At 49.7% G+C, this 22127-nt stretch carries 18 protein-coding genes; 15 read left to right on the forward strand and 3 right to left on the reverse strand.

The features are described 5' to 3' along the window. Nucleotides 1-15 precede the first annotated feature (15 nt). Nucleotides 16-921 carry a YitT family protein gene (locus HP552_RS06215; RefSeq protein ID WP_175394704.1) on the forward strand — a complete coding sequence of 302 codons (906 nt, stop codon included), beginning with the start codon at nt 16-18 and terminating at the stop codon, nt 919-921. A 119-nt stretch (nt 922-1040) separates the two neighbouring features. Here the strand turns inward: HP552_RS06215 and cls are convergent, their stop codons facing one another. Beyond that, nucleotides 1041-2489 (reverse strand): cardiolipin synthase, encoded by a 1449-nt coding sequence (cls, locus tag HP552_RS06220; protein ID WP_175394705.1) that lies wholly within the window; start codon nt 2487-2489, stop codon nt 1041-1043. Nucleotides 2490-2821: 332 nt separating this feature from the next. Between cls and argC the strand changes: the two genes are divergently transcribed. From argC to argH, 7 genes are all read left to right on the forward strand, one after another. After that, nucleotides 2822-3871 carry an N-acetyl-gamma-glutamyl-phosphate reductase gene (gene argC / locus HP552_RS06225; protein WP_175394706.1) on the forward strand — a complete coding sequence of 350 codons (1050 nt, stop codon included), beginning with the start codon at nt 2822-2824 and terminating at the stop codon, nt 3869-3871. Between the two features lie 117 nt (nt 3872-3988). Further along, the gene (argJ, locus tag HP552_RS06230) at nt 3989-5227 is read left to right on the forward strand and encodes a bifunctional glutamate N-acetyltransferase/amino-acid acetyltransferase ArgJ (protein ID WP_175394707.1); all 1239 of its coding nucleotides are present in this window, start codon (nt 3989-3991) and stop codon (nt 5225-5227) included. A gap of 189 nt (nt 5228-5416) precedes the next feature. Beyond that, nucleotides 5417-6256: an acetylglutamate kinase gene (argB, locus tag HP552_RS06235; protein ID WP_175394708.1), complete on the forward strand. Its 840-nt coding sequence runs from the start codon at nt 5417-5419 to the stop codon at nt 6254-6256. Nucleotides 6257-6534: 278 nt separating this feature from the next. Further along, complete coding sequence (locus tag HP552_RS06240; RefSeq protein ID WP_175394709.1) at nt 6535-7791, forward strand: aspartate aminotransferase family protein; 1257 nt, start codon at nt 6535-6537, stop codon at nt 7789-7791. Between the two features lie 198 nt (nt 7792-7989). Further along, nucleotides 7990-8955, forward strand: a complete 966-nt coding sequence (gene argF, locus HP552_RS06245; protein WP_175394710.1) for an ornithine carbamoyltransferase — start codon at nt 7990-7992, stop codon at nt 8953-8955. 516 nt (nt 8956-9471) lie between these two features. After that, nucleotides 9472-10707 (forward strand): argininosuccinate synthase, encoded by a 1236-nt coding sequence (locus HP552_RS06250; RefSeq protein ID WP_175394711.1) that lies wholly within the window; start codon nt 9472-9474, stop codon nt 10705-10707. A 107-nt stretch (nt 10708-10814) separates the two neighbouring features. Next, a complete protein-coding gene (gene argH / locus HP552_RS06255; protein ID WP_175394751.1) occupies nt 10815-12218 on the forward strand; it encodes an argininosuccinate lyase in 1404 nt (467 codons plus the stop codon). Between the two features lie 165 nt (nt 12219-12383). Here the strand turns inward: argH and HP552_RS06260 are convergent, their stop codons facing one another. Then, complete coding sequence (locus tag HP552_RS06260) at nt 12384-13163, reverse strand: alpha/beta hydrolase (RefSeq protein ID WP_175394712.1); 780 nt, start codon at nt 13161-13163, stop codon at nt 12384-12386. Nucleotides 13164-13459: 296 nt separating this feature from the next. Here HP552_RS06260 and HP552_RS06265 point away from each other — a divergent pair, with 296 nt between their 5' ends. The 4 genes from HP552_RS06265 to HP552_RS06280 all read left to right on the forward strand — a co-directional run bounded on the left by HP552_RS06265 (nt 13460) and on the right by HP552_RS06280 (nt 17186). Further along, on the forward strand, nt 13460-14083 hold the full coding sequence (locus tag HP552_RS06265) for a YhbD family protein (protein WP_175394713.1): 624 nt from the start codon (nt 13460-13462) through the stop codon (nt 14081-14083). A gap of 14 nt (nt 14084-14097) precedes the next feature. After that, entirely contained in the window at nt 14098-14823 is a 726-nt protein-coding gene (locus HP552_RS06270) for a polymer-forming cytoskeletal protein (protein WP_175394714.1), read from the forward strand. 32 nt (nt 14824-14855) lie between these two features. Beyond that, nucleotides 14856-15548, forward strand: coding sequence for a hypothetical protein (locus tag HP552_RS06275; RefSeq protein ID WP_175394715.1), 693 nt, complete (start codon nt 14856-14858; stop codon nt 15546-15548). A 72-nt stretch (nt 15549-15620) separates the two neighbouring features. Beyond that, nucleotides 15621-17186, forward strand: a complete 1566-nt coding sequence (locus tag HP552_RS06280) for an MDR family MFS transporter (protein ID WP_175394716.1) — start codon at nt 15621-15623, stop codon at nt 17184-17186. A gap of 74 nt (nt 17187-17260) precedes the next feature. Here the strand turns inward: HP552_RS06280 and HP552_RS06285 are convergent, their stop codons facing one another. Beyond that, the gene (locus tag HP552_RS06285; RefSeq protein WP_175394717.1) at nt 17261-18694 is read right to left on the reverse strand and encodes a VanW family protein; all 1434 of its coding nucleotides are present in this window, start codon (nt 18692-18694) and stop codon (nt 17261-17263) included. A 253-nt stretch (nt 18695-18947) separates the two neighbouring features. Here HP552_RS06285 and ftsE point away from each other — a divergent pair, with 253 nt between their 5' ends. From ftsE to HP552_RS06300, 3 genes are all read left to right on the forward strand, one after another. Next, on the forward strand, nt 18948-19634 hold the full coding sequence (gene ftsE / locus HP552_RS06290) for a cell division ATP-binding protein FtsE (protein ID WP_056693908.1): 687 nt from the start codon (nt 18948-18950) through the stop codon (nt 19632-19634). Continuing rightward, nucleotides 19624-20541 carry a permease-like cell division protein FtsX gene (gene ftsX / locus HP552_RS06295; protein ID WP_175394718.1) on the forward strand — a complete coding sequence of 306 codons (918 nt, stop codon included), beginning with the start codon at nt 19624-19626 and terminating at the stop codon, nt 20539-20541. The genes ftsE and ftsX overlap by 11 nt, the downstream gene beginning before the upstream one ends. Before the next feature lie 185 nt (nt 20542-20726). After that, nucleotides 20727-22004 carry a murein hydrolase activator EnvC family protein gene (locus tag HP552_RS06300; protein ID WP_175394719.1) on the forward strand — a complete coding sequence of 426 codons (1278 nt, stop codon included), beginning with the start codon at nt 20727-20729 and terminating at the stop codon, nt 22002-22004. Nucleotides 22005-22127: the final 123 nt, after the last annotated feature.

Here is a 22127-nt window from a genome sequence, read left to right on the forward strand (position 1 = left end):
GGAGAGCACGATGACATGCAGCAGCAACAGCATTTAATTCCTAACCGCAAAAAGAGGGTAACCTCCCTCATCCCCCTGAACGGGCCTTGGAGAAACGTAGTGGATACCGTCTCCATTATTCTGGGTTCGTTTCTGATCGCGGTCGCCTTTAACTTATTTTTATTACCTAATCAGATTGCTTCAGGCGGGGTATCCGGGCTGTCTATTCTCGGAAAAGAGTGGCTGGGGCTAGAACCCGCATATACGCAGTGGGCCATTAACATTCCGCTTCTTATCGCAGGCTTTCTACTCATCGGTAAACAGTACGGCATCCGTTCGGTGCTAGGCAGTATTGTGCTGCCCCTGTTTGTTTATCTGACGAAAGACTGGGCTATTCCAACGACGAATCCATTGCTCGGATCCCTGTATGGAGGTATAGGTGTGGGTCTGGGGATTGGGATTGTATACCGGGGAAGAGGTTCAACCGGGGGGATGAGTATTCTCGCCAGAATCGTACAGAAATACAGTGGACTGAGTTACTCGCTTTGCGTAGTGATCATGGATGCTACCGTCATTATTATGGCTGCTTTTGTATTGTCATTGGAACAGTCACTTTATGCACTGATTGGATTGTACGTTACCGGGAAAGTGATCGATGCCGTGGAAATGGGACTTGGCTACTCCAAGGTTGCATACATTATCTCCAATAAGACGGAGCCGATCACCAAAGTCATTCTTGCGGATCTGGATCGTGGATTAACGAAGCTGGAGGCAAAGGGTGGCTACACGGACGATCAGCGTACCGTATTGATGGTGGTCGTTGGACAAAATGAAGTGCCGAGACTGAAAGCACTGATCCGGTCCGTGGACCCGGGTGCTTTTGTCATTATCAGTAATGCGCACGAAGTGCTCGGTGAAGGTTTTAAACGAGAAGAGGTCTAATTACGTTTTTCTATGGGCCACCTATGAATTAAAAAAAGCAGGGATATCCTTTCCAGCCAAATCTGGCGGAGGATGTCCCTGCTTTTTTATGAAGTTACAACTATTTGGATTTACCCTAATTACAAAATCGGAGACAGCAAGCGGGAGATCGCTTCTTTGAAACGAATCTTCAAACTACGTTTGTTGTATTCCTCCTGCGTCATCTCTCGGGAAACCTTAAGGTCATGCTCGAACGTGTCGACCAGTGCCGTGGCAATTTCCTCATCATACATAAAGGCATTCACCTCAAAATTCAGGCGGAAGCTGCGGTAATCAATATTGGCGGTACCCACCGATGCGACCATGCTGTCAATGATAAGCGTTTTGGCATGAATAAAGCCATTATCGTATATAAATACTTTCACGCCGACTTTTAACAACTCACCAATGTAAGACAGCGTAGCCCAGTATACGAAGGCGTGATCCGGTTTATTTGGAATCATGATACGCACATCTATACCTGACAGGCACGCGAGACGTATGGCTTCGAATACACTGGCATCCGGGATAAAGTAAGGCGTCTGAATCATGATGGAATGTTTGGCTCCATTAATCATCTTCAAATAGCTGTTCTTGATATGTTCCGTCTCTGCATCCGGTCCGCTGGAGACAATCTGCATCGCTGTCGTACCTGTACCCTCAATATGCGGGAAATGCTCAGGGACATAAGGGGTATCATGCTGCTTGGAAGCTTCATTCCAGTCCAGCAGAAAACGGGTTTGGAGAGCATGAACCGCATTTCCCTGAATACGCAGATGGGTATCGCGCCAATAACCGAACTTGGAATTCAAACCGAGATACTCATCACCCACGTTAAAGCCGCCAGTATAACCCAGATTACCATCAATGATGACGATCTTGCGGTGGTTGCGGTAGTTCATGCGCAGGTTAATCAGACTGAATTTGGATGGGAAAAAGATTTCAACCAAACCGCCTGCTTCGCGCAATTCTTTGAAAAAGCGTTTCGATACCCGCCGCGATCCAAGCGCGTCGTAGAGCAGACGAACTTTGATGCCTTCCCGTGCTTTGCGGATCAGGGCATCGCGAATTTTTTTACCCAGCCGGTCACCTCGGTAAATGTAGTATTGCACGTGAACATGATCCTGAGCCGCTTCGATATCATCGAGCAACCGCTGGAATTTGTCCGTTCCATCCGTGATGATCTCTACCGCATTGTCTTCCGTCAGGAGAGCGCCGTTCTGCTTCAGGTTCATGTAGATCATGTCCTGACTGCTTTCGGTCGCTTGGTTGCGGAATGGTGTCCGATTGTCATGCAGCTGTTCCAACTGGGCCGCTATGCGTTCTTCCAAACCGAGTTTCTTTCTCTCTTTCCATTGGAACAGCCGGTAGCGGGTCAGATTCTGACCTGTTAGTAGATAAAGTACGAACCCAAGCACAGGAATAAAGTTCAAGACGAGCAGCCACGCCCAGGATGCGCTGGCATCCTTGCGTTCGAAGAACACGACTGCCGCAGCGAAGATAATATTCAGGCCCAGGAGTACCATAAGTAAAATGGATTCGATATGCACTGTAGTCCCCCATGTCTCATAATGACCATCGTGAACCCATTCATAAACCCTTCCTCGTGTAGAATTGTTATGAATAAGACCTTGGTATGTAATGTTTCCTATAAAACGTATTTTAGCAGAAGTATTCGGGTTCGTCCGCAGATATTGGAAAAGATAAGTTTGGAATTGCCAAGAATCCATGTGAAATTGATGGTAGAGTGTTGTATTTATATAACTAGAGTCGTATAATAATACACAAATATGCATAGAAGCGACGGAATTACCGTGTGAAGGCCGTTTGAAGGCATGAGCATCGTATAAGCAGCGCATACAACAGGATTGGGGGAGCGAGAGTGAGTAACAAATTAAAAGTGGCAATTGTCGGTTCCACCGGCTATGGCGGGGTGGAGCTGATTCGTTTTTTTCAGAACCATCCGCAGGTTGAAATCACTTCGGTGATCTCTTCATCCAGCAGCGGCGAGTCCATCGCAGATGGATTCCCGCATTTGACGGACGTGATTCACAGGCCACTGGATGGCGTAGTTCCAGCTGAGATTGCAGAGCGTGCAGATTTGGTATTCACAGCTACCCCATCCGGAGTAAGCGCCAAGCTTGTTCCCAGCCTGCTCGAAGCAGGACTTAAGGTGATTGACCTGTCTGGTGACTTCAGATTGAAGGATGGAGCGGTGTATGAAGAGTGGTATAAACACCCGGCTCCACCGAGTGAGTTGCTGGAACAAGCGGTATATGGCATGGCTGAGGTGTACGGAGATAAAGTGAAGGGCAAAAACTTTATTTCCAATCCAGGCTGTTATCCGACAGCTACGCTTCTCGGACTTATTCCTGCGGTAGAAGCGGGATGGATTGATCCATCCACCATTATTATTGATGCCAAATCGGGCGTATCGGGTGCAGGTCGGGGAACCCATCTGTCGTACCATTATGCAGAGATGAACGAGAACTTCAAAGCCTATAAACTCAACAAACATCAGCATATACCTGAGATTGAGCAAGTGCTCGGCAACATTACCGGAAGTCCAGTAACGGTGACGTTTACAACGCACCTGGTGCCAATGACACGTGGAATCATGAGTACGATGTATGCCAGCCTGGTGGGGGAACACAGTGACCGTGATTTGGTGGATCTGTATCGCAAGTATTACGAGAATCGACCTTTCGTACGCGTACGTGAACCAGGAATCTGGCCTTCTACCAAAGAAGTGCAAGGATCGAATTATTGTGATATCGGATTTGCGGTTGATTCCAGAACAGGACGTTTAACCATTATTTCAGTCATCGACAACCTGGTGAAGGGTGCTTCCGGGCAAGCGATTCAAAATATGAACCTGATGATGGGATGGGAGGAGAACCTCGGGCTGAACATGACGCCGGTATATCCGTAAGGAATGGCGATCGGAGGAGCGTGCAGACGCGAGTCCGGAACCATTGCGGGGATCATCGGATTCAGGATAAGCAGGCGGTCAATCGGCATGCAGCCGAACGCACACGGGGGATAACATATGGGAACAAATGTGAAGCAACAGGCTTACACCGTAGTGAAAAACGGAACGATTGTAACCCCGCGCGGGTTCGCGGCTGGCGGACTTCATTGCGGGTTGAAAAAAACATCACGCAACGACATCGGAGCGATCCGTTGTGAAGTGCCAGCCACGGCAGCAGCCGTGTATACGACGAACGTCTTTCAAGCGGCGCCTTTGAAGGTAACCCGCGAGAGCTTGAGCAACGGACGCCTTCAGGCGGTCGTCGTAAACAGCGGTAACGCAAATGCTTGTACCGGACAGCAGGGCGAAAAAGATGCATATGCCATGCGTTCGGCCGCTGCACGTGAACTTGGCGTGGCTGAAGAGGACGTTGCTGTAGCATCGACAGGTGTGATCGGTGAGTTATTGAAAATGGATGCGGTACACTCGGGCATCAGCGCACTGCCGGCAAGTTTGGGCCAGGATGCAAACGAAGCGGAGCAATTTTCCCAGGCGATCCTGACGACCGATTTGGTGAAAAAGGAAGCCTGCGTATCTGTCGTTGTAAACGGCAAGACGGTTACCATTGCTGGTGCGGCCAAGGGATCAGGCATGATTCATCCCAATATGGCAACCATGCTCGCTTTTATGACGAGTGATGCGGTCATTGGGGCAGAAGCGCTGCAGCGCCTGCTGCGTCAGGCGACCAACCATACATTTAACATGATTACCGTGGATGGAGATACCAGCACGAACGACATGCTCGTAGCGATGTCCAGTGGATTAGCGGGGAACGAGGAACTAACCGTGGAGCATCCGGACTGGGAAGCTTTTGCGGCAGGATTCACCTATGTGTGCGAAGTGCTGGCCAAAGCAATTGCACGTGATGGTGAAGGGGCAACGAAGCTGGTCGAGGTGCACGTTACGGGTGGGGTGAGTGATGAATCGGCGCAGGCGATTGCCAAAACGGTTATCGGCTCCAGCTTGGTGAAATCAGCGATGTTTGGTGCTGACGCGAACTGGGGACGGATTATTGCAGCCGTAGGGCGTGCAGGACAGCCAGTGAATCCGGACACCGTTGATATTCGACTGGGAGACATCTCCGTACTTGCGCAGTCCCGTCCGGTGGCGTTTGACGAAGAAGCAGCTCTGGCATATCTGCAGACGGATACCGTTCGCATTGTGGTGGATCTGCACCACGGCGAAGGAACGGCTACAGCCTGGGGCTGTGACCTGACGTATGACTATGTACGAATCAATGCGGCATACCGCACTTAAATTAAATTCATCAGTGGTAGTGAAGAAGACGGAATTGATTCTGTAGAAGCGAAGCGTTCGCCTTTGTCTCCGGGTTTTCCCCTCATTAAAGGGATTCCTAAAAACCTGGAGACAACAGCGATCGGAAGAACGATCCGGATTTGGAACGGCCACACTGATCCGAACGAAAACATGAAAGGAGTGCTCCTCATGAATTCAACATTACAGAATGAGAGTGCCGGAGTGGAAAAAGGTGCGGAGAAGCAGACGTTTGTAATGAAATGCGGAGGCAGCACGCTTGCGGCATTGCCTGAATCCTTTTTTGCGGATTTGCGTGACCTGCAGTCCCAGGGAACTCAGCCAGTCATCGTGCATGGCGGAGGTCCGGCAATATCGGATAATCTGGCGAAGCTGGGCATTGAAACCGAGTTCGTAAATGGATTGCGCAAAACAACGGAACCCGTGCTGGATGTTGTGGAGATGGTACTGGCCGGAAGCATCAACAAACAGATCGTCCGTTTGATCCAAAGTGTTGGTGGACGTGCGCTGGGCTTGTCCGGTGTGGACGGTGGCCTGATCAAGGCCAAGCCTGCAGCAAATCATGCAGAGATCGGCTGGGTTGGCGATGTAACGGGTGTCCAAGCGGAAATTATTCAAGGCATTGTGAATATGGGGTATATGCCTGTAATCGCTCCGGTAGGCGTGGATGCTTCCGGACAACGGTATAACATCAACGCAGATACAGCCGCAGGAGCGGTAGCTTCCCATCTCGGCGTGAGTCGGATGATTGTCGTGACCGATGTGCCTGGAATCATGAAAACCGTGAACGGCCAGAAAAAAGTGTTGCCATCCGTCTCCGTTCAGGAGATCGAGGACATGATCCAGACCGGCGAGATCTACGGCGGCATGATCCCGAAAGTACGCGCAGCCATTGCGTGTATTCATGGTAAAGTACGCGAAGTGATCATCGTAGACGGCAGCGAACCACAGATCCTGAGCCGCGTCCTGAATGGCGAAACAATCGGAACCCGAATTATCCGCATGCAATAAAAAGTGGATTCTAATAACAGACAGATTAATATTATGTACGGATTTATATATAAGTAGATTTGAGCGTTACACGGAAACGAGAGTGCAGAACCAATCTGTAGAAGCGCAAGCGTTCGCGTTTATCCCCGGATTTTAACCTTTGAAAAAGGGAGTCAAAAAATCTGGGGATAACAGCGATCGGAAGATGGTACTGCAATCGGAGTGGCCTCGTGTTAAGTAGGATTGCTTATATAGGAGTACCAGTGTACTTACAAAAAGGAACAGGAGCGTGAAAGGTGATGGCAAAAGGCATTGAACAGCCAGGTTCTGGCACAGCAGTAGCGGGAGCAGCAGTAACGGGTGCAGCGGCACAGACGGAGAGCTCTCTTTTCCAAACGTATGCGCGGTATCCAATCAGTCTGGTCAAGGGTAAAGGCAGCTGGTTGTGGGATGATCAGGGCAACCGTTATCTCGACTTCATGTGCGGACTCGCTGTAACGAGCCTTGGCCATGCACCGGAGAAAGTCGGAGCCAAGCTGAAAGCTCAGATTGATGAGCTATGGCATGTCTCCAACCTGTTCCAGATTCCGGGTCAGGAGAAAGCGGCCGCTTTGCTGACAGCCAATACGTGCGCTGATGCCGTGTTCTTCTGCAACAGTGGTGCGGAAGCCAATGAGGCAGCCATTAAGGTAGCCCGTCGTTATCACCAGAAGGTGAAGGGGACAGACCGTTATGAAGTGATTACATTTGCCCAGTCCTTCCATGGACGGACACTTGCTACGCTAACAGCGACAGGGCAGGATAAGGTAAAAGAAGGATTTTTGCCACTGCCAGCCGGATTCGTGACGGTTCCCTTGCATGATACAGCAGCGCTGGAAGCGGCAATCGGTCCCAAGACAGCGGCAATCATGCTGGAAATGGTTCAGGCCGAGGGTGGTGTATATCCGGTCGAACCGGAATTCGTCAAGCATGTACGGAAACTGTGTGACGAGCATGGCCTCTTGTTGATCGTGGACGAAGTACAGACCGGAATGGGACGTACAGGCAAACTGTTTGCCCATGAACACTATGGCATCGAGCCAGACGTTTTCACGGTAGCCAAAGGGATTGGCAGCGGCTTCCCGGTAGGGGCGATGCTGGGTAAAGGTTTCCTGCGGGATGCATTTACGCCAGGCAGCCATGCAACGACATTCGGGGGTACGCCGCTAGCTTCTTCCGTGGTGATTGCCACGATTGAAACGATGCTGGAAGATCGCCTGCCTGAGCGCGCTGCTGAGATGGGTGATTATCTGATGAGCTCCCTGCGGAACCGTTTGACAGGCAATTCGTTTGTGAAGGAAGTTCGCGGATTGGGACTGCTGGTCGGAATCGAATGTGCAGAACCGGTGGGTGACATCGTACTGGCTGGACAGAAACGTGGCATCTTGTTCGTTAACGCAGGGCCGAATGTTATTCGTCTGCTTCCGAATCTGTATGTGAGCAAGGAAGAGATCGACGAGGCTGTATCCCTGGTGGCGGCGCTGATTGAAGAGCACGTGGCAGCTAAGAAGGCCTAATACGTTCTGACAAATGAAAAACATGCTGCTCTTGGGGCCTTTTATGGCCCCGGGGCAGAACAAGATAATGAATCCCTGCAGCCGCGCGGAGAACCAACGGAAGATGGGGTTGAGCAATAGCCTGGTGAGCAGCGCTCCCGCTGCTCTCTTCTGCCCGAGCGGGTGCAGGGAACCGGAAATAAGGGGGACTACATTCACATGACAGCACAACAAACGGAGAAAATCCAGAAGGTCGATCTTAGAGGCCGCGATTTTATCGAGTTTACGGACTACACAGCCGAAGAGATCCGCTACTTGCTGGACTTGGCTATTGAGATCAAAGGAAAACAAAAAAGTGGCGTACCTTACCAGCCGCTGAAAGGCAAAACGATCGGACTGATTTTCGAAAAATCATCCACGCGTACACGTGTATCCTTTGAAGTGGGCATGTTCCAGCTGGGTGGGCACGCGCTCTTCCTGAGCAAGAACGATATCCAACTCGGTCGCGGCGAAACAACCCACGATACGGCAAAAGTATTGTCCCGCTACCTGGATGGCATCATGATCCGTACCTTTGGGCACCATAATGTGACTGAATTGGCGGAGCATGCCGATATCCCGGTGATTAACGGTCTTAGCGATGCTGCTCATCCGTGTCAGGTGCTGGCAGACTTCCAAACGGTGTTGGAGCACAAAGGCAAACTGGCTGGCCTGAAAATGGCTTATGTCGGAGATGGTAATAACATGGCACACTCTCTTATGCTGGGTGCAGCGAAGATGGGAATGCATGTTGCTGTAGCGACACCGGAAGGCTATGAGCCGGACAGCGCCGTGGTAGAGCAAGCACGCAGCATCGCACAGGAAAGCGGTTCTCAGGTGACTGTAACGTACAGTGCGCAGGAAGCTGTGAAGGATGCAGATATTGTCTATACCGATGTATGGGCAAGCATGGGCTTTGAAGAGGAACAGAAGATTCGTGAGCAGGCATTTGCTGCTTATCAGGTAGATGAGGAACTGATGAAGGGCGCTAAGCCGGATTACATGTTCCTGCATTGCCTCCCGGCACACCGTGGAGAAGAAGTAAGCGCGGGTGTGATCGATGGACCAAACTCCCTGATCTTTGATCAGGCGGAGAACCGGCTGCATGCACAAAAGGCCTTGATGGCTGCGTTAATGAGCGAATAGCCGCTGTTTGCCTAAATGAGTTGATTTTAGGCGCAGGGTTAGCGATGATAGATTCATCTATTTATACTCTGAAATAAGTTAAATTTGAGCATTCGCAAAAACGGAGAGACAGAAAAGACCTGAAGAAGTGAACCGTGCGTATCTATCCTTGGACGTCTTTCGAGTTTATATAAGTTGAACCTGAATAAAACACGATAACGGAGAGTGCAGAACCAATCTGAAGAAGCGGAGCTAAAAGCTTTCTGAAAGAAAGCTACTTCGTAAGCATAATCTCGCCTTTATCCCCGGATTTTTCCCCTTTAGAGGGGAATCAAGAAAATCTGGGGATAAGAGCGATCGGAAGATGGTACTGCAATCGGAGTGTTGAAGTGTAACATTCTAAAAGGTTACTTATATAAAAGGGGAACGATGGATACGGGAATAACAGCGATCGGAAGGTTTTCTGGCTCGTAGTTTTAAGTGGATGGATAGCTTGTTTAACTTATTGGCAATTGAAACTGGGGAGGACCAACGAACATGGCTAAGGAAAAAATCGTACTCGCCTATTCCGGCGGGTTGGACACATCTGTAATTTTGAAATGGCTGAAAGAAACCTATGATGCAGAGATTATCGCATTTACTGCGGATATCGGACAAAAGGATGAGCTGGACGGCTTAGAAGAAAAAGCACTCGCTACGGGCGCTTCCAAAGTGTACATCGACGATCTGCGCGATGAGTTCGCGAAAGATTTCATCTACCCGATGTTCCAAGCGGGAGCTCTGTATGAAGGACAATACCTGCTCGGTACAAGTATCGCTCGTCCATTGATCGCTAAACGCATGGTTGATATCGCTCGTGCAGAAGGCGCTACTGCGATTGCTCACGGCGCTACGGGTAAAGGAAACGACCAAGTTCGTTTCGAATTGAACGCAGCTGCACTGACACCGGACATTCAAGTGATTGCACCTTGGCGTTTGGAAGAATTCCGTAACCAGTTCCCGGGACGTGCAGAGATGATTGCATACGCGGAGAAACATGGTATTCCGGTGACTGCATCGGCAGCTAAACCGTACTCGACTGACCGTAACCTGCTGCATATCAGCTATGAGAGCGGCGTGCTCGAAGATCCTTGGTTCGATCCAAGCACGGACGAGAACAAAGACATGTTCCTGCTGAGCAATGCACCGGAAGATGCACCGGATCAAGCGGAATATGTTGAACTGGAATTCGAACAAGGTAACTGCGTAGCACTGAATGGCGAGCGTTTGAGCCCGCTGCAAGTGATGGAGCAGCTGAACGAGCTGGGTGGCAAACACGGGATTGGCCGTGTCGACATGGTCGAGAACCGTTTTGTCGGCATGAAGAGCCGTGGCGTGTACGAGACACCGGGTGGAACGATCCTGTTCACAGCACACCGTAAAATGGAATCCATCACGATGGACCGTGAAGTCATGAACCTGCGTGATAGCCTTATTACGCGTTACAGCACACTCGTTTACAACGGCTTCTGGTTCGCACCGGAACGTCTGGCACTGCAAGCGCTGGTGAGCGAAAGCCAGAAAAACGTAACAGGTACCGTACGTGTGAAACTGTACAAAGGCAACATCATTGGCGCAGGCGTGAAAAGTCCTGTCAGCCTGTACAACCCGGACATTGCTACCATGGAAGCTGACCCAACACAAGCGTATGATCAAGGGGATGCAACTGGCTTTATTCGCCTGAACGCACTGCGTCTGAAAGTCAATTCCGGCGTGGAACAAAACAAAAACTAATTCATTAAATAGAGCTATTATCAATACCATACAACTTTACAAGGCAGGCCGTTCTTGCACATCGGGCAGGGGCGGCTTTGTCCATGAGCGAAAGGGGAGAACTCACCGTGAGCAAGCTGTGGGGAGGACGTTTTACCAAACAAACCAATCATCTGGTTGAGGAATACACGGCATCAATCAACTTTGACAAAGCTTTGGCAGAGGAGGACATTCAGGGCAGTCTCGCCCATGTAACGATGCTGGGCAAGTGCGGCATTTTGCCTGCAGAAGATGTGGAAACCATCAAGGAAGGCTTGATTACGGTACTCCACAAAATTCGCGCAGGCGAAGTGGAATTCTCCGTTTCGGATGAAGACATCCACATGAACATTGAGAAAAACCTGATTGAAACGATCGGCCCTGTCGGCGGCAAATTACATACAGGCCGCAGCCGGAATGACCAGGTGGCAACGGATATGCACTTGTACCTGCGTGAGCGCGTGGTTGGGTTTGTCGGCATGCTGCATGCGCTGCAGGAAGCTTTGATCGGACAGGCAAAAGACAACCTCGATACGATTGTACCAGGCTATACCCATCTTCAACGTGCGCAACCGATCCTGTTCGCACATCACCTGATGGCGTACGTCTCCATGTTCCAACGGGATGCTGAGCGTCTGATGGACAGCTACAAACGCATTAACGTTCTTCCGTTGGGTGCAGGTGCACTTGCGGGCACCACGTTCCCGATTGACCGTCATTTCGTGGCAGAGCAGCTCGGCTTCGACGGCGTATACGAAAACAGTCTGGATGCGGTTAGTGACCGTGACTTCATCGTTGAATTTCTGGCAGCAGCTTCCCTGATCATGACTCACTTGTCCCGTCTGAGTGAAGAGCTGGTGCTGTGGAGCAGTACGGAGTTTGGTTTCGTTGAATTGGACGATGCGTTCTGCACAGGCAGCAGCATTATGCCGCAGAAGAAAAATCCGGACGTTCCCGAGCTGGTTCGTGGTAAAACCGGACGTGTATATGGCAACCTGATCGGTCTGCTAACCGTCTTGAAGTCTCTTCCTCTGGCCTACAACAAAGACATGCAGGAAGATAAGGAAGGCATGTTTGATACGGTCGCTACGCTGGAAGGCGCGCTGCAATTGTTTGCACCGATGATCGCAACGATGAAAGTGAACAAGGATCGGATGCGTCAAGCGGTAAACCAGGACTTCTCCAATGCAACGGATATTGCCGACTTCCTCGTAGGCGAAGGGTTGCCTTTCCGTCAGGCCCATGAAGTCATCGGTAAAACGGTGCTGTACTGTATCCAGAACGGCAAGTATTTGCTGGATCTGACGATCGATGAGTTCCGTCAGTTCTCTCCGCTGTTCGATGAGCGCATCTATGACGTGCTGCAGCCGGAAGCGGTTGTGAACGCGCGTAATGTATATGGCGGCACAGCTTCCGGTCAAGTAGCTGAAGCCATCGGACGCAGTGAAAAGGTGCTGGAGATTACGGAGCAGTGGATAACAAACCGCGGCTAACGCCATGGCTGCTATATGAATACAAGGCGATACAATGCAAAAGCAGACCAGAGAGGACTTCCTCTGTGGTCTGCTTTTTTTGCCGTTTCTTCATCAAATTGAAACTGAACTTATCCATTACTCAATTCGAAATGAATCATGGCTCCATTTATAAGGCATTATTCTTTATTTCCGTTCATGCAGAGGCAGCCAGTTCAATACATTCTGAATCTTCGCATCCCAATAGGCCCAGTCATGGCCACCCGGTCCCTCTTCATACGTCAGCTGGAAATCGGTCTGTGTACAAGCCTGGCGGAAGGACTGATTATCCTCATACAGGAAATCTTCCGTCCCGCAACATTGGTAGAGCAGAGGCCGTTGACCTTGACTTTCTTTTAACAAATGGATCAGATCGTTCTCAGTGCCAGCTACCTGTGGTCCGAAAATTCGTTGCAGCTCGGCCTGCTGCAGCGCTGATGATGCGTTTCTGTCCATATGTGCAGCTATATCGAGCGCCCCCGACAAACTTGCTGCTGCGGCATATTGTTCCGGTTTGCGCAGAGCCAATTTGAAAGCCCCATAACCACCCATGGACAAGCCGGCAACATAGTTGTCTTCGCGTTTGGCAGACAGCGGGAAGAAGGAACGCGCCAGCGCAGGCAGCTCTTCACTGATAAATGTCCAGTAACGTCCGCCTTCAGCCATATCCGTATAGAAGCTGCGGTGCACCTGTGGCATGACCACAGCAATTCCGAGGTTGGCTACATACCGTTCAATGGAGGTCCGTCGCAGCCAGATAGAATCATCATCGGATAAACCATGCAGCAAATACAGCGTAGGATGTAGTCCCTTACCCGAGACGTTGTCCATTCCAATCTGAGTATGGGTCTGTTGTGGCAAAATAACATGCATGCTCGTGCTGAGTCCAAGCGCGTCGGAATAAAAATCACATTTAATCAGTGCCATATCTCAAAAGTAACCCCTTTCATAATTCCATTCGCAAAAACGTTCATAACCGTTCTGAAATGAAAGGTCATGAAGCTGCAATGGTTCCTTAGTGTCTATCACACAGGTTATACCCAAAACCCGTTCATTGCAATAACAACATCCATTGGAGGAAAACTAAAGGATCAACAATTCAGGCAGCTGCTATAAAGGGATTCGTTTTGGAATGCATCTGAATAAAATCCCGAAATTCACCTCACACTTCACAACGTAACAATGTTATGTTACACTGTTTTCAACGTGAAGGGGGACCATATATGACGGAAGACTTGATCTCCAAAAAAGAGTTGCTGGACCTTACTGGTATTTCCTACGGCCAGTTATACCGCTGGAAGCGGAAAAACCTCATTCCGGAAGAATGGTTTATTCGGAAGTCTTCGTACACAGGGCAGGAAACCTTTTTTCCAAAACAGCAGATCCTGCCGCGAATTGACAAGATCCTCAACATGAAGGATGGATTATCCCTGGATGAGCTGGCAGACGTGTTTTCGCCCACATTGGGTGAAGTGGAAATGTCTGCGCAGCAATTAATAGACCGAAACATTGTTTCATTGTCTTCGCTTGAACTGGTTAGAGAGGCAGGACGGGAACAGCCGATGTACGCATTGGAGCAGATCATGATGCTCTATGTACTTGAAAAGCTGCTATTGAGTGGGGATATCACCCGCCAGGAGGGCTCCTTGCTGATTGATGTCATGTCTGAGCATTATTACCGTTTCGCGAGCAGAGCAAGTGAACTATTGCTTATTCGCAAGATGGGTGTGCCGACATTCATGCTGGTAACGGCAGGAACGGAGCTTTATTTTGACAACGGTGTGAAGGTGGTTCTCAGGCAGTCGATGGGGACGTATATGGAAGAGTTAAAACTCAAATTGGGATAGGGAGAGGATCATAGATGGAGGAACGAAATTTGCGCAATGATCTGAACGTAGCAGGTATGAGCCAAACGGCAGGCGGGAATTTTCACCGGGTATCCATTGATGGCATGGCCAAGGTAAACGGTAACCTGGATTGTACCTCCCTGAATGTGAATGGCACATTGAAGATGCAAGGAGCTTTAAGCGCAGAAAGTGCAACGATTAACGGCATGTGTACGCTGAACGGCCCCTTGAGCAGCTCCCGTGTTCGTGTGGATGGCATGTCAACCATTAACGGAAACCTCAGTAGCCCAGAACTCGAAGTTAACGGGAAGTGTACCGTACGTGGACGGGTGGATGGGGAACGAATCGATATCGGCGGCATGATCGATATTGAAGGCGATGTTCAATGTGAGTCCCTGAACGTACAGGGCAATATTAGAATGAGTGGCTTTTTGAATGCAGGAACGGTAGAAATCAGGCTTCATACCTCTTCTTCGGCCAAAGAGATTGGCGGGGAACGCATTGATATTCGTCGCAGGGAACAAAGCGGTTTTTGGAAAAGCATTGGTCTGGGCGGAACACCCTCATTTAAGACATCCCTGATCGAGGGAGATGAAATTGTGCTGGAAGATACCCAGGCGGATATTGTTCGCGGCAGCAAGGTGCATATCGGTCGTGGTTGTAATATCAGGCTGGTCGAATATTCGGGTGAACTTGAAGTGGATCAGGATGCGAAGGTGGGCAGCAGTCAGCGGATATAGACTTGATAGGGTGAGAAAGGGATGTGACGGACGTGAATAACCATTTTGGTAGTCCATGGGATAAGAAAAACGACATCAGCATTATCGGTGAAGGTAGCTCCGCTGGTGGCGCGTACGGCAAGGTCAAGGTCGTGGGGGATTCCACATTTAATGATAATCTGTTTTGTGAACAATTCAAATGTACGGGGACATCGGTCATTTACGGGTCGCTTGAATCAACAGATATTAAAATTACAGGAACCCTTACCCTTACAGAGCGAGCTGCCGGCTATGAAAGTGAGGGTGGAAACCCGGTATCTGGCCTGCATGCAAAAGCTGAAAAAATGAAAGTAGTAGGTGAGATTCATCTATCAGGTGATTGTCAGGCAGAAAATTTCAAGCTGAATGGTCGTTTTACGATTGCGGGTATGCTCAGCGCAGAGCAAATGACCATTAAAGTCATGGGTCCATCCGAGGTCAGGGAAATAGGTGGTTCGATCATCTCGGTGAAGAGTGGCCGGGGAAAACTGCTGGAAGGTTTGTTTACTGGTAACCAATCCATTCTTACGGCAAACCTGATTGAAGGTGACGAAATAGAATTGGAGAACACGGTAGCCGAGGTTGTCCGAGGGGATGAAATAAAAATTGGCCCAGGCTGCCGGATTGGTACAGTAGAATACAACTCTTCCTTGCAAATCCATTCACAATCGGAAGTTTTGGTCCAGCGCAATCGGTCCTTGGACTGATTAATGACTGGAGCTTTTCGGATATACTATTTCAGTCATATGAATAGAGCGTGAATGGAGAGATTGAGTACAATGGTTGCACGTAAAAACAATATTGGATTGGTGCTGGCAGGGCTGCTGCTCAGCATACTGATGGCTTCGATGGATAACACCATCGTGGCAACGGCGATGGGGGATATCGTCGGCAAGTTGGGTGGCCTCGACAAGTTTGTATGGGTTACCTCAGCGTACATGGTAGCCGAGATGGCAGGTATGCCGATCTTCGGTAAATTATCCGACATGTACGGACGAAAGAAGTTTTTTGTATTCGGTATTATCGTGTTTATGCTTGGATCGGCGTTATGTGGAACGGCTACATCCATTGTGGAATTGACCATGTACAGAGCGATCCAGGGGATTGGTGCAGGTGCATTGGTACCGATTGCCTTTACCATCATGTTTGACGTGGTTGCACCAGAGGCACGGGGGAAATTGGGCGGATTGTTTGGAGCCGTGTTTGGATTGTCCAGCGTATTTGGACCGCTGCTGGGTGCTTACATTACGCAGTACGCCACGTGGGAATGGGTCTTTTATATCAACCTGCCGCTTGGTCTGATTGCGTTTGTATTTATTGCGTTTTTCTACAAGGAATCTCATCAGCATCAATCTCAACAAATCGACTGGCTGGGCGCAGTGACGCTGATTGGTGCGGTGGTCTGTCTCATCTTCGGACTTGAACTGGGCGGCAAAACATATGCCTGGAGCTCGTGGCAGATCCTCGGTTTGTTTTCCGGATTTGTAGTGCTGGCGCTGCTGTTCCTGTGGGCAGAATCGAGAGCGAAGGAACCGATCATCTCTTTCAGCATGTTCCGTAACCGGGTGTACTGGTCCAGTAATGTCATTGCCATGTTCAGTGGTGCGGCATTTATTACGGCATCGGTATACATTCCGATCTTCATTCAGGGCGTGCTCGGCGGCAAGGCAACCAATTCAGGTCTCGTTTTGCTGCCCATGATGCTGGGGTCAGTCGTAACCGCCTCGATGGGTGGGGTGCTGATGACCAAGATTAAATATCGCAACATTATGATCCCGACGCTGGCGCTGCTGGTTCTCGGTCTTGGGTTATTAACCACACTGGATGAAGGTTCATCTCTTTGGACGATTCGTGTATTTATGGTGTTGGTCGGTCTGGGTGTAGGAGCTTCGTTTTCCGTGCTCAGCAATGCGGCCATGAATGCGTTTGAACCGCAAAGACGGGGAGCTGCGAGCTCCACACTTAACTTTTTGCGGTCACTCGGGATGACCATGGGGATTACGATCTTTGGGATTGTACAGAGCCAGGTATTTACGCGCAAAATGAACGATGCCCTCGCCGGATCCGCTGCTGAAGCAGGCGGGGCGGGAGCTGGAGTTCCAGCCGGCGGTATGCCTGAGGGCTTGAACCTGAGCGATCCGCATGCCTTGCTTTCACCAGAGCTTAGACAGGCGATTCCGCCCCAGGTGCTGGAGGCGATCACTCAGGCGTTGTCTTCCTCCATTGTGCAGCTGTTTGCCTGGGCTGCCATACCGGCCGCGCTGGCCCTGATTGCTGCCTTCTTTATGGGAAAAGACAAGATGGTAATAAGTGAGGAACAGGGAGAGTATACGGCAGGGCACTAAATGAAAAACCAAAGACACACCGTTCTGTTTCCTTTATGGATAACAGAGGTGTGTCTTTTTATTTCTATCGATCATTATGGCTGCTTGGTATCACTTACGCCGTCCTCTACAACAGAAGGCTCCTGCGGATCTGGCAGACTGCTGTGTCCAGAGCGGGCAATAAGTCGATTCTGAGCTTTGTACGTATCTCGCGTAATGGTTTTGGACTCTACCACTTTGCCGTCCACCTTTTTGATGCGTACGGTTTCCACAATATAACCAGGCTGCCCGTTCTGCAAAACCTGCTGGGCACCATCCGGCAGCACATTGCTGGATACATATTTCACGGGGGCACTTAACGTTTCGATCGTATGGGATTCCAGCGCGTAACTGACGTTCTCGGGAAAGGTGCCAAAAAATTTGACGGTCAACTGCTTGTTCTTCACTTCGGCATGGATCAGCAATGATTTGCCTGTATTGTTCTTGAACCGAAAATTGATCGCGCCGGAGGCAAAGGTGGCATCCAGCCCTTTCGGCAAATATTTGACGGGAATGGAATGATTGCGCCGCTCGACAATATCGAGTCCGGTTAACAAGGCTGCATTATAGACGGTACTGGATACCTGGCATATGCCTCCGCCAATCCCAGGGGTGAGTCGGCCGTTGACAATGACCGGGGCTTCACGGAAGCCATATTCCTTCTCGGCGTGGCGAATGACTTTTTCGTAATCGAACATGCCTCCAGGCTCCAAAATCATGCCGTTCACGGATTGTGCTGCTGCACTGACATTATGTATGCGCCCTTCCGTGCTGCTGCCTAGCCCTGTGGAGAATTGGATGATCTTCCGCTCGATGCCTTCCTTGCGCAGAGACTCTACCGTTACTTCAGGCTGCTCAGTGTACAGCGGCAGCTGGATTATTAGCGAGGCAGGCTTGGCATCAAGATCAAGCATGGTGAAGTCATGCTGAAGCTTCGCCAGCATCTGGTTTGCAAGTTCATCCCAGGCGATCCGCCGGGCGCCCTTCTCGGGGATGTACTGGATCTTGTCGTTTGCGGTGATTCGCCGGACAGCGTCCGCGGGTGTACCGAAGGTTTCTTTTTCCCAGGCAGGACTCAGTCTTGTTCTTAGGGGTTGGGTGTCATACAGCTGCTCGAGAGACCATTCCTCACCAAAATGATAACGGGCATACGCGCGTTCCCACACGTTTCCTTCCTCCAACTGATGTACCGCGGACCGAAAGGCATTGGCACTGTAACCTGCACCGGCATCGCTGGCTGTCATGTTCAGCGTCAGGGATACAGGTTCTTTCACCTCCAGCGTGACAGGCCAGTCCTCCAGCTTTTTCAAACGTTCATCCAGTCCCATCAGCACTTCGCTCCGATTCATTCCTCCAACCTGCCAGCCGCCAACCTGTACCTTGCCGGGCAAAGCGGGTTGATTCACATACATATACAGCAATCCATAGGAGGCGGAGCCGATGAAGAGGATCGAGAACACCATAATGATGGCCAAATGTATTTTTTTCATATCCGTACGCTCCTTTATACTTCTGATGTTCCGCATTTCGTAACACTTTCTATATATATGATCCAATGGTGGAAAACTTTCGGGTACTCAATAGGTAACAAATTTGTTACAATATATTTGTTATGCGTCCATTCCTGAGGATCGAAATAAGGGTGAAATGGATTGCTCCTGATGAAATTCGGGTCTTTTTAAAGGAATTGCCGGGATTGTGTCGAAATGATAATGGCTAACTATGTGAGCAGGAAGTGATGATGTGATAGAAATGCAGGACGTGTGGAAGACCTACGCCAATGGGACCCACGCATTACAAGGGGTGTCGGTGAAGATCGACCGCAATGAATTTGTGTATATCGTCGGTCCGTCCGGCGCTGGTAAATCAACATTTATGAAGTTGATGTACAGGGAAGAGGTTCCGACCAAAGGACAAATATCCATCAATGGATTTAATATCGGTAAATTGAAACCACGTAAAATTCCTTATGTGCGCCGTAACATCGGCGTTGTGTTTCAGGATTTCCGCCTTTTGCCCAAAATGACGGCTTTTGAGAACGTGGCTTTTGCCATGGAGGTTATTGAGGCCCCGAAGCGTCACATCAAGAAACGGGTAATGGAAGTGCTCGATCTGGTAGGACTGCGCAGCAAGGCGAATCGTGAACCTTCGCAGTTGTCAGGCGGGGAACAGCAGCGTATAGCCATCGCACGGGCGATCGTGAACAATCCGTCGGTTATTATCGCGGACGAGCCTACGGGAAACCTCGATCCGGAGACATCATGGGGCATTATGCAGCTGCTGGACGAGATTAATTTTCGGGGAACGACGATTGTCATGGCGACCCATAACAAGGATATCGTAAATACGATGCGTAAACGGGTTATCGCCATTGAACGTGGACAGATTGTACGGGATCAGATGAGAGGGGAATACGGTTATGAATTTTAGTACTCTCTTGCGCCATATGCGGGAGGGCTTCAAAAACGTATTCCGCAACGGCTGGATGTCCGTGGCATCCATCATGTCGATCATCGTGTCACTGCTGATCCTTGGTGTATTCATGCTGCTGGTGCTGAATGTGAATTCCATGGCCAATCAGGTGGACAGTCAGGTAGAGATCAGTACGTTTCTGGAGCTGAATGTGGATGAGAGCCTGCGCAATACGCTGCAGCAGGAGATCAGCGCAATGCCGGAAGTGAGTGAGATTCGCTTTGTTTCCAAGGAAGAGGGACTCAAGGAGTTCCGTGAACGTCTTGGCGACAGTGCCAATAACGTGCTTGACGGTTTCGATGTGGATAATAATCCGCTGCCGGAGACCATTGAAGTTGAGGTCATTGAACCGGAAACCGTCACTTTTGTGGCGCAAAAAATTGAAGCATTGAACGAAAAACACCCGGAGAAGCCGATCATGAAAGTGAACTACGGCAAGGAAACGGTGGATGTACTGTTCAAATTTACACGACTTGTCCGGAATATCGGATTTATTTTTGTGGGGGGACTGGCACTGATGTCCATGTTCCTGATCTCGAATACGATTCGCGTAACGATTCTTGCCCGTCGCCGGGAGATCGGCATTATGAAGCTGGTCGGTGCAACCAACACATTCATTCGCTGGCCTTTCTTTATTGAAGGTGCGCTCATTGGATTTATCGGTTCAGTGATTACGGTAGCGGTACTGTTCTTCGGTTATAGCCGCCTGCTGGCAACCATTGGTCAGGATGTATTCATGCAAATGCTTAATCTGATTCCTCTCAGTGACATTTGGCTGCTGTTTGGAATACTTTTGATAGGACTCGGTGTGCTGGTTGGTATTCTGGGAAGTACACTCTCCATTCGCAAATCGCTTAAAGTTTAGCTTTAGATCAACGGAATTGCAGAAATTGTCGAAATTGAATGGCAAAGCAGGTTCACAATGGGACTCTGTTTGACGATATGTAGGGAAGACGCACTCTTTATACGATTGAAGAAAGCATAGAACATGATGTTCACCACCTGTGCAGGTTGCTTTCTTGTGAATTCATAGGATGGGGGATCACCATTTTGAAAAAAACAGCTTCGCTGCTGGCCTTTACATTATTGGCCGGTTTGACGCTTCAACCTTCGGACGGATATGCCAAGAGCAGCATTAGCGATATAGATCAACAGATTCAACAGCTGGAGAGCAAGGCGGCTGCGGCCAAACAGGAACAGAAAAAGGCCGCTGCCAACAAGAAGCAAGCTCAGCACTACAAGAACAAAACCAATGCTTACCTTAAGGTTGTCATGGAGCAGATCAATGTTGTCAGCGATGAGCTGGCGAACGTTTCCTTGGAAATCGAGAATACGGAAGAGAATCTGCGCACAACGAAAAAAGATTTGCAGGCCGCAGAGGAGCGTATCGTTGCAAGGGAGAAACTGCTTGAATCCCGTGTACGCCTGATGTATACGGATGGCGCGGTATCCTATCTGGATGTGTTATTGTCATCAACAAGCTTCTCGGATTTCCTGACGCGTGCGGATTCGCTGAAAACCATTGTGGATCAGGACCAGCATCTGCTGGATGAGCACAAAAAGGACAAGCAGCTGGTTGTCGATAAAAAGGCTGAACTGGACAAGCAGTATGCTGAAGCCAAGAGCCTGTATGCACAAAAGAAACAACGCAAGGCACAGTTAAATGAAAAGGAACAGGAGAAGCAAGTGCTTCTGGCTTCCTATGATGCTAAAATTGAAGAGTCCGAAGAGCTGACGCAGGAGCAGGAAGATGTGTTGATTCAGATCGCCAGCAAGCGTTCAAATCTGCTGCAGGAGAAAAACAAACTGCGTGAGCAGCAGGCGGCAGCCGCTGCCAAAGCCAAAGCAGCCGCTGCAGCTAAGGCAGCAGCAGCTGCGAAGGCGCCGACCAAAGTCAGCACAGGCAGCAGTGAGACTGCGTATACAGCGGGTAACGGGATTTTCTCCAAACCGGTATCCGGTGGACGTATTTCTTCTCCATTCGGTCGCCGTACACACCCTATTACGGGGGAAGTAGGAAAAATGCATAATGGTACCGACTTCGCTGTTCCTGTGGGAACCTCGGTTCATGCTGCATCAGGCGGTATCGTAATCATGGCTGAGTGGTACAGTGGATATGGCTACACCGTTATCGTAGACCATGGCGGCGGTCTTTGGACATTGTATGGTCATCTCCGTGAAGGCGGATTTAAGGTAAGCAAGGGAGATACGGTCAGCAAAGGCGATTTAATTGCCGAATCTGGCAATACAGGCAATTCAACAGGACCTCACTTGCACTTTGAAGTTCGGGAGAATGGTACGGCAGTGAACCCGATGAATTATCTATAATAGATAAACCGCAAGGGAATGGAATAAACATATTCCGTACAAGCTAGACATATACTAAGCTGGCATGTTCAGGGAATGGATTCAGGAAAGCAATGGAATCTGACACGCTTCAAAACTAAAGGC

This window comes from Paenibacillus xylanilyticus (assembly GCF_013359935.1).
Classification (GTDB): Bacteria; Bacillota; Bacilli; order Paenibacillales; family Paenibacillaceae; genus Paenibacillus; species Paenibacillus xylanilyticus.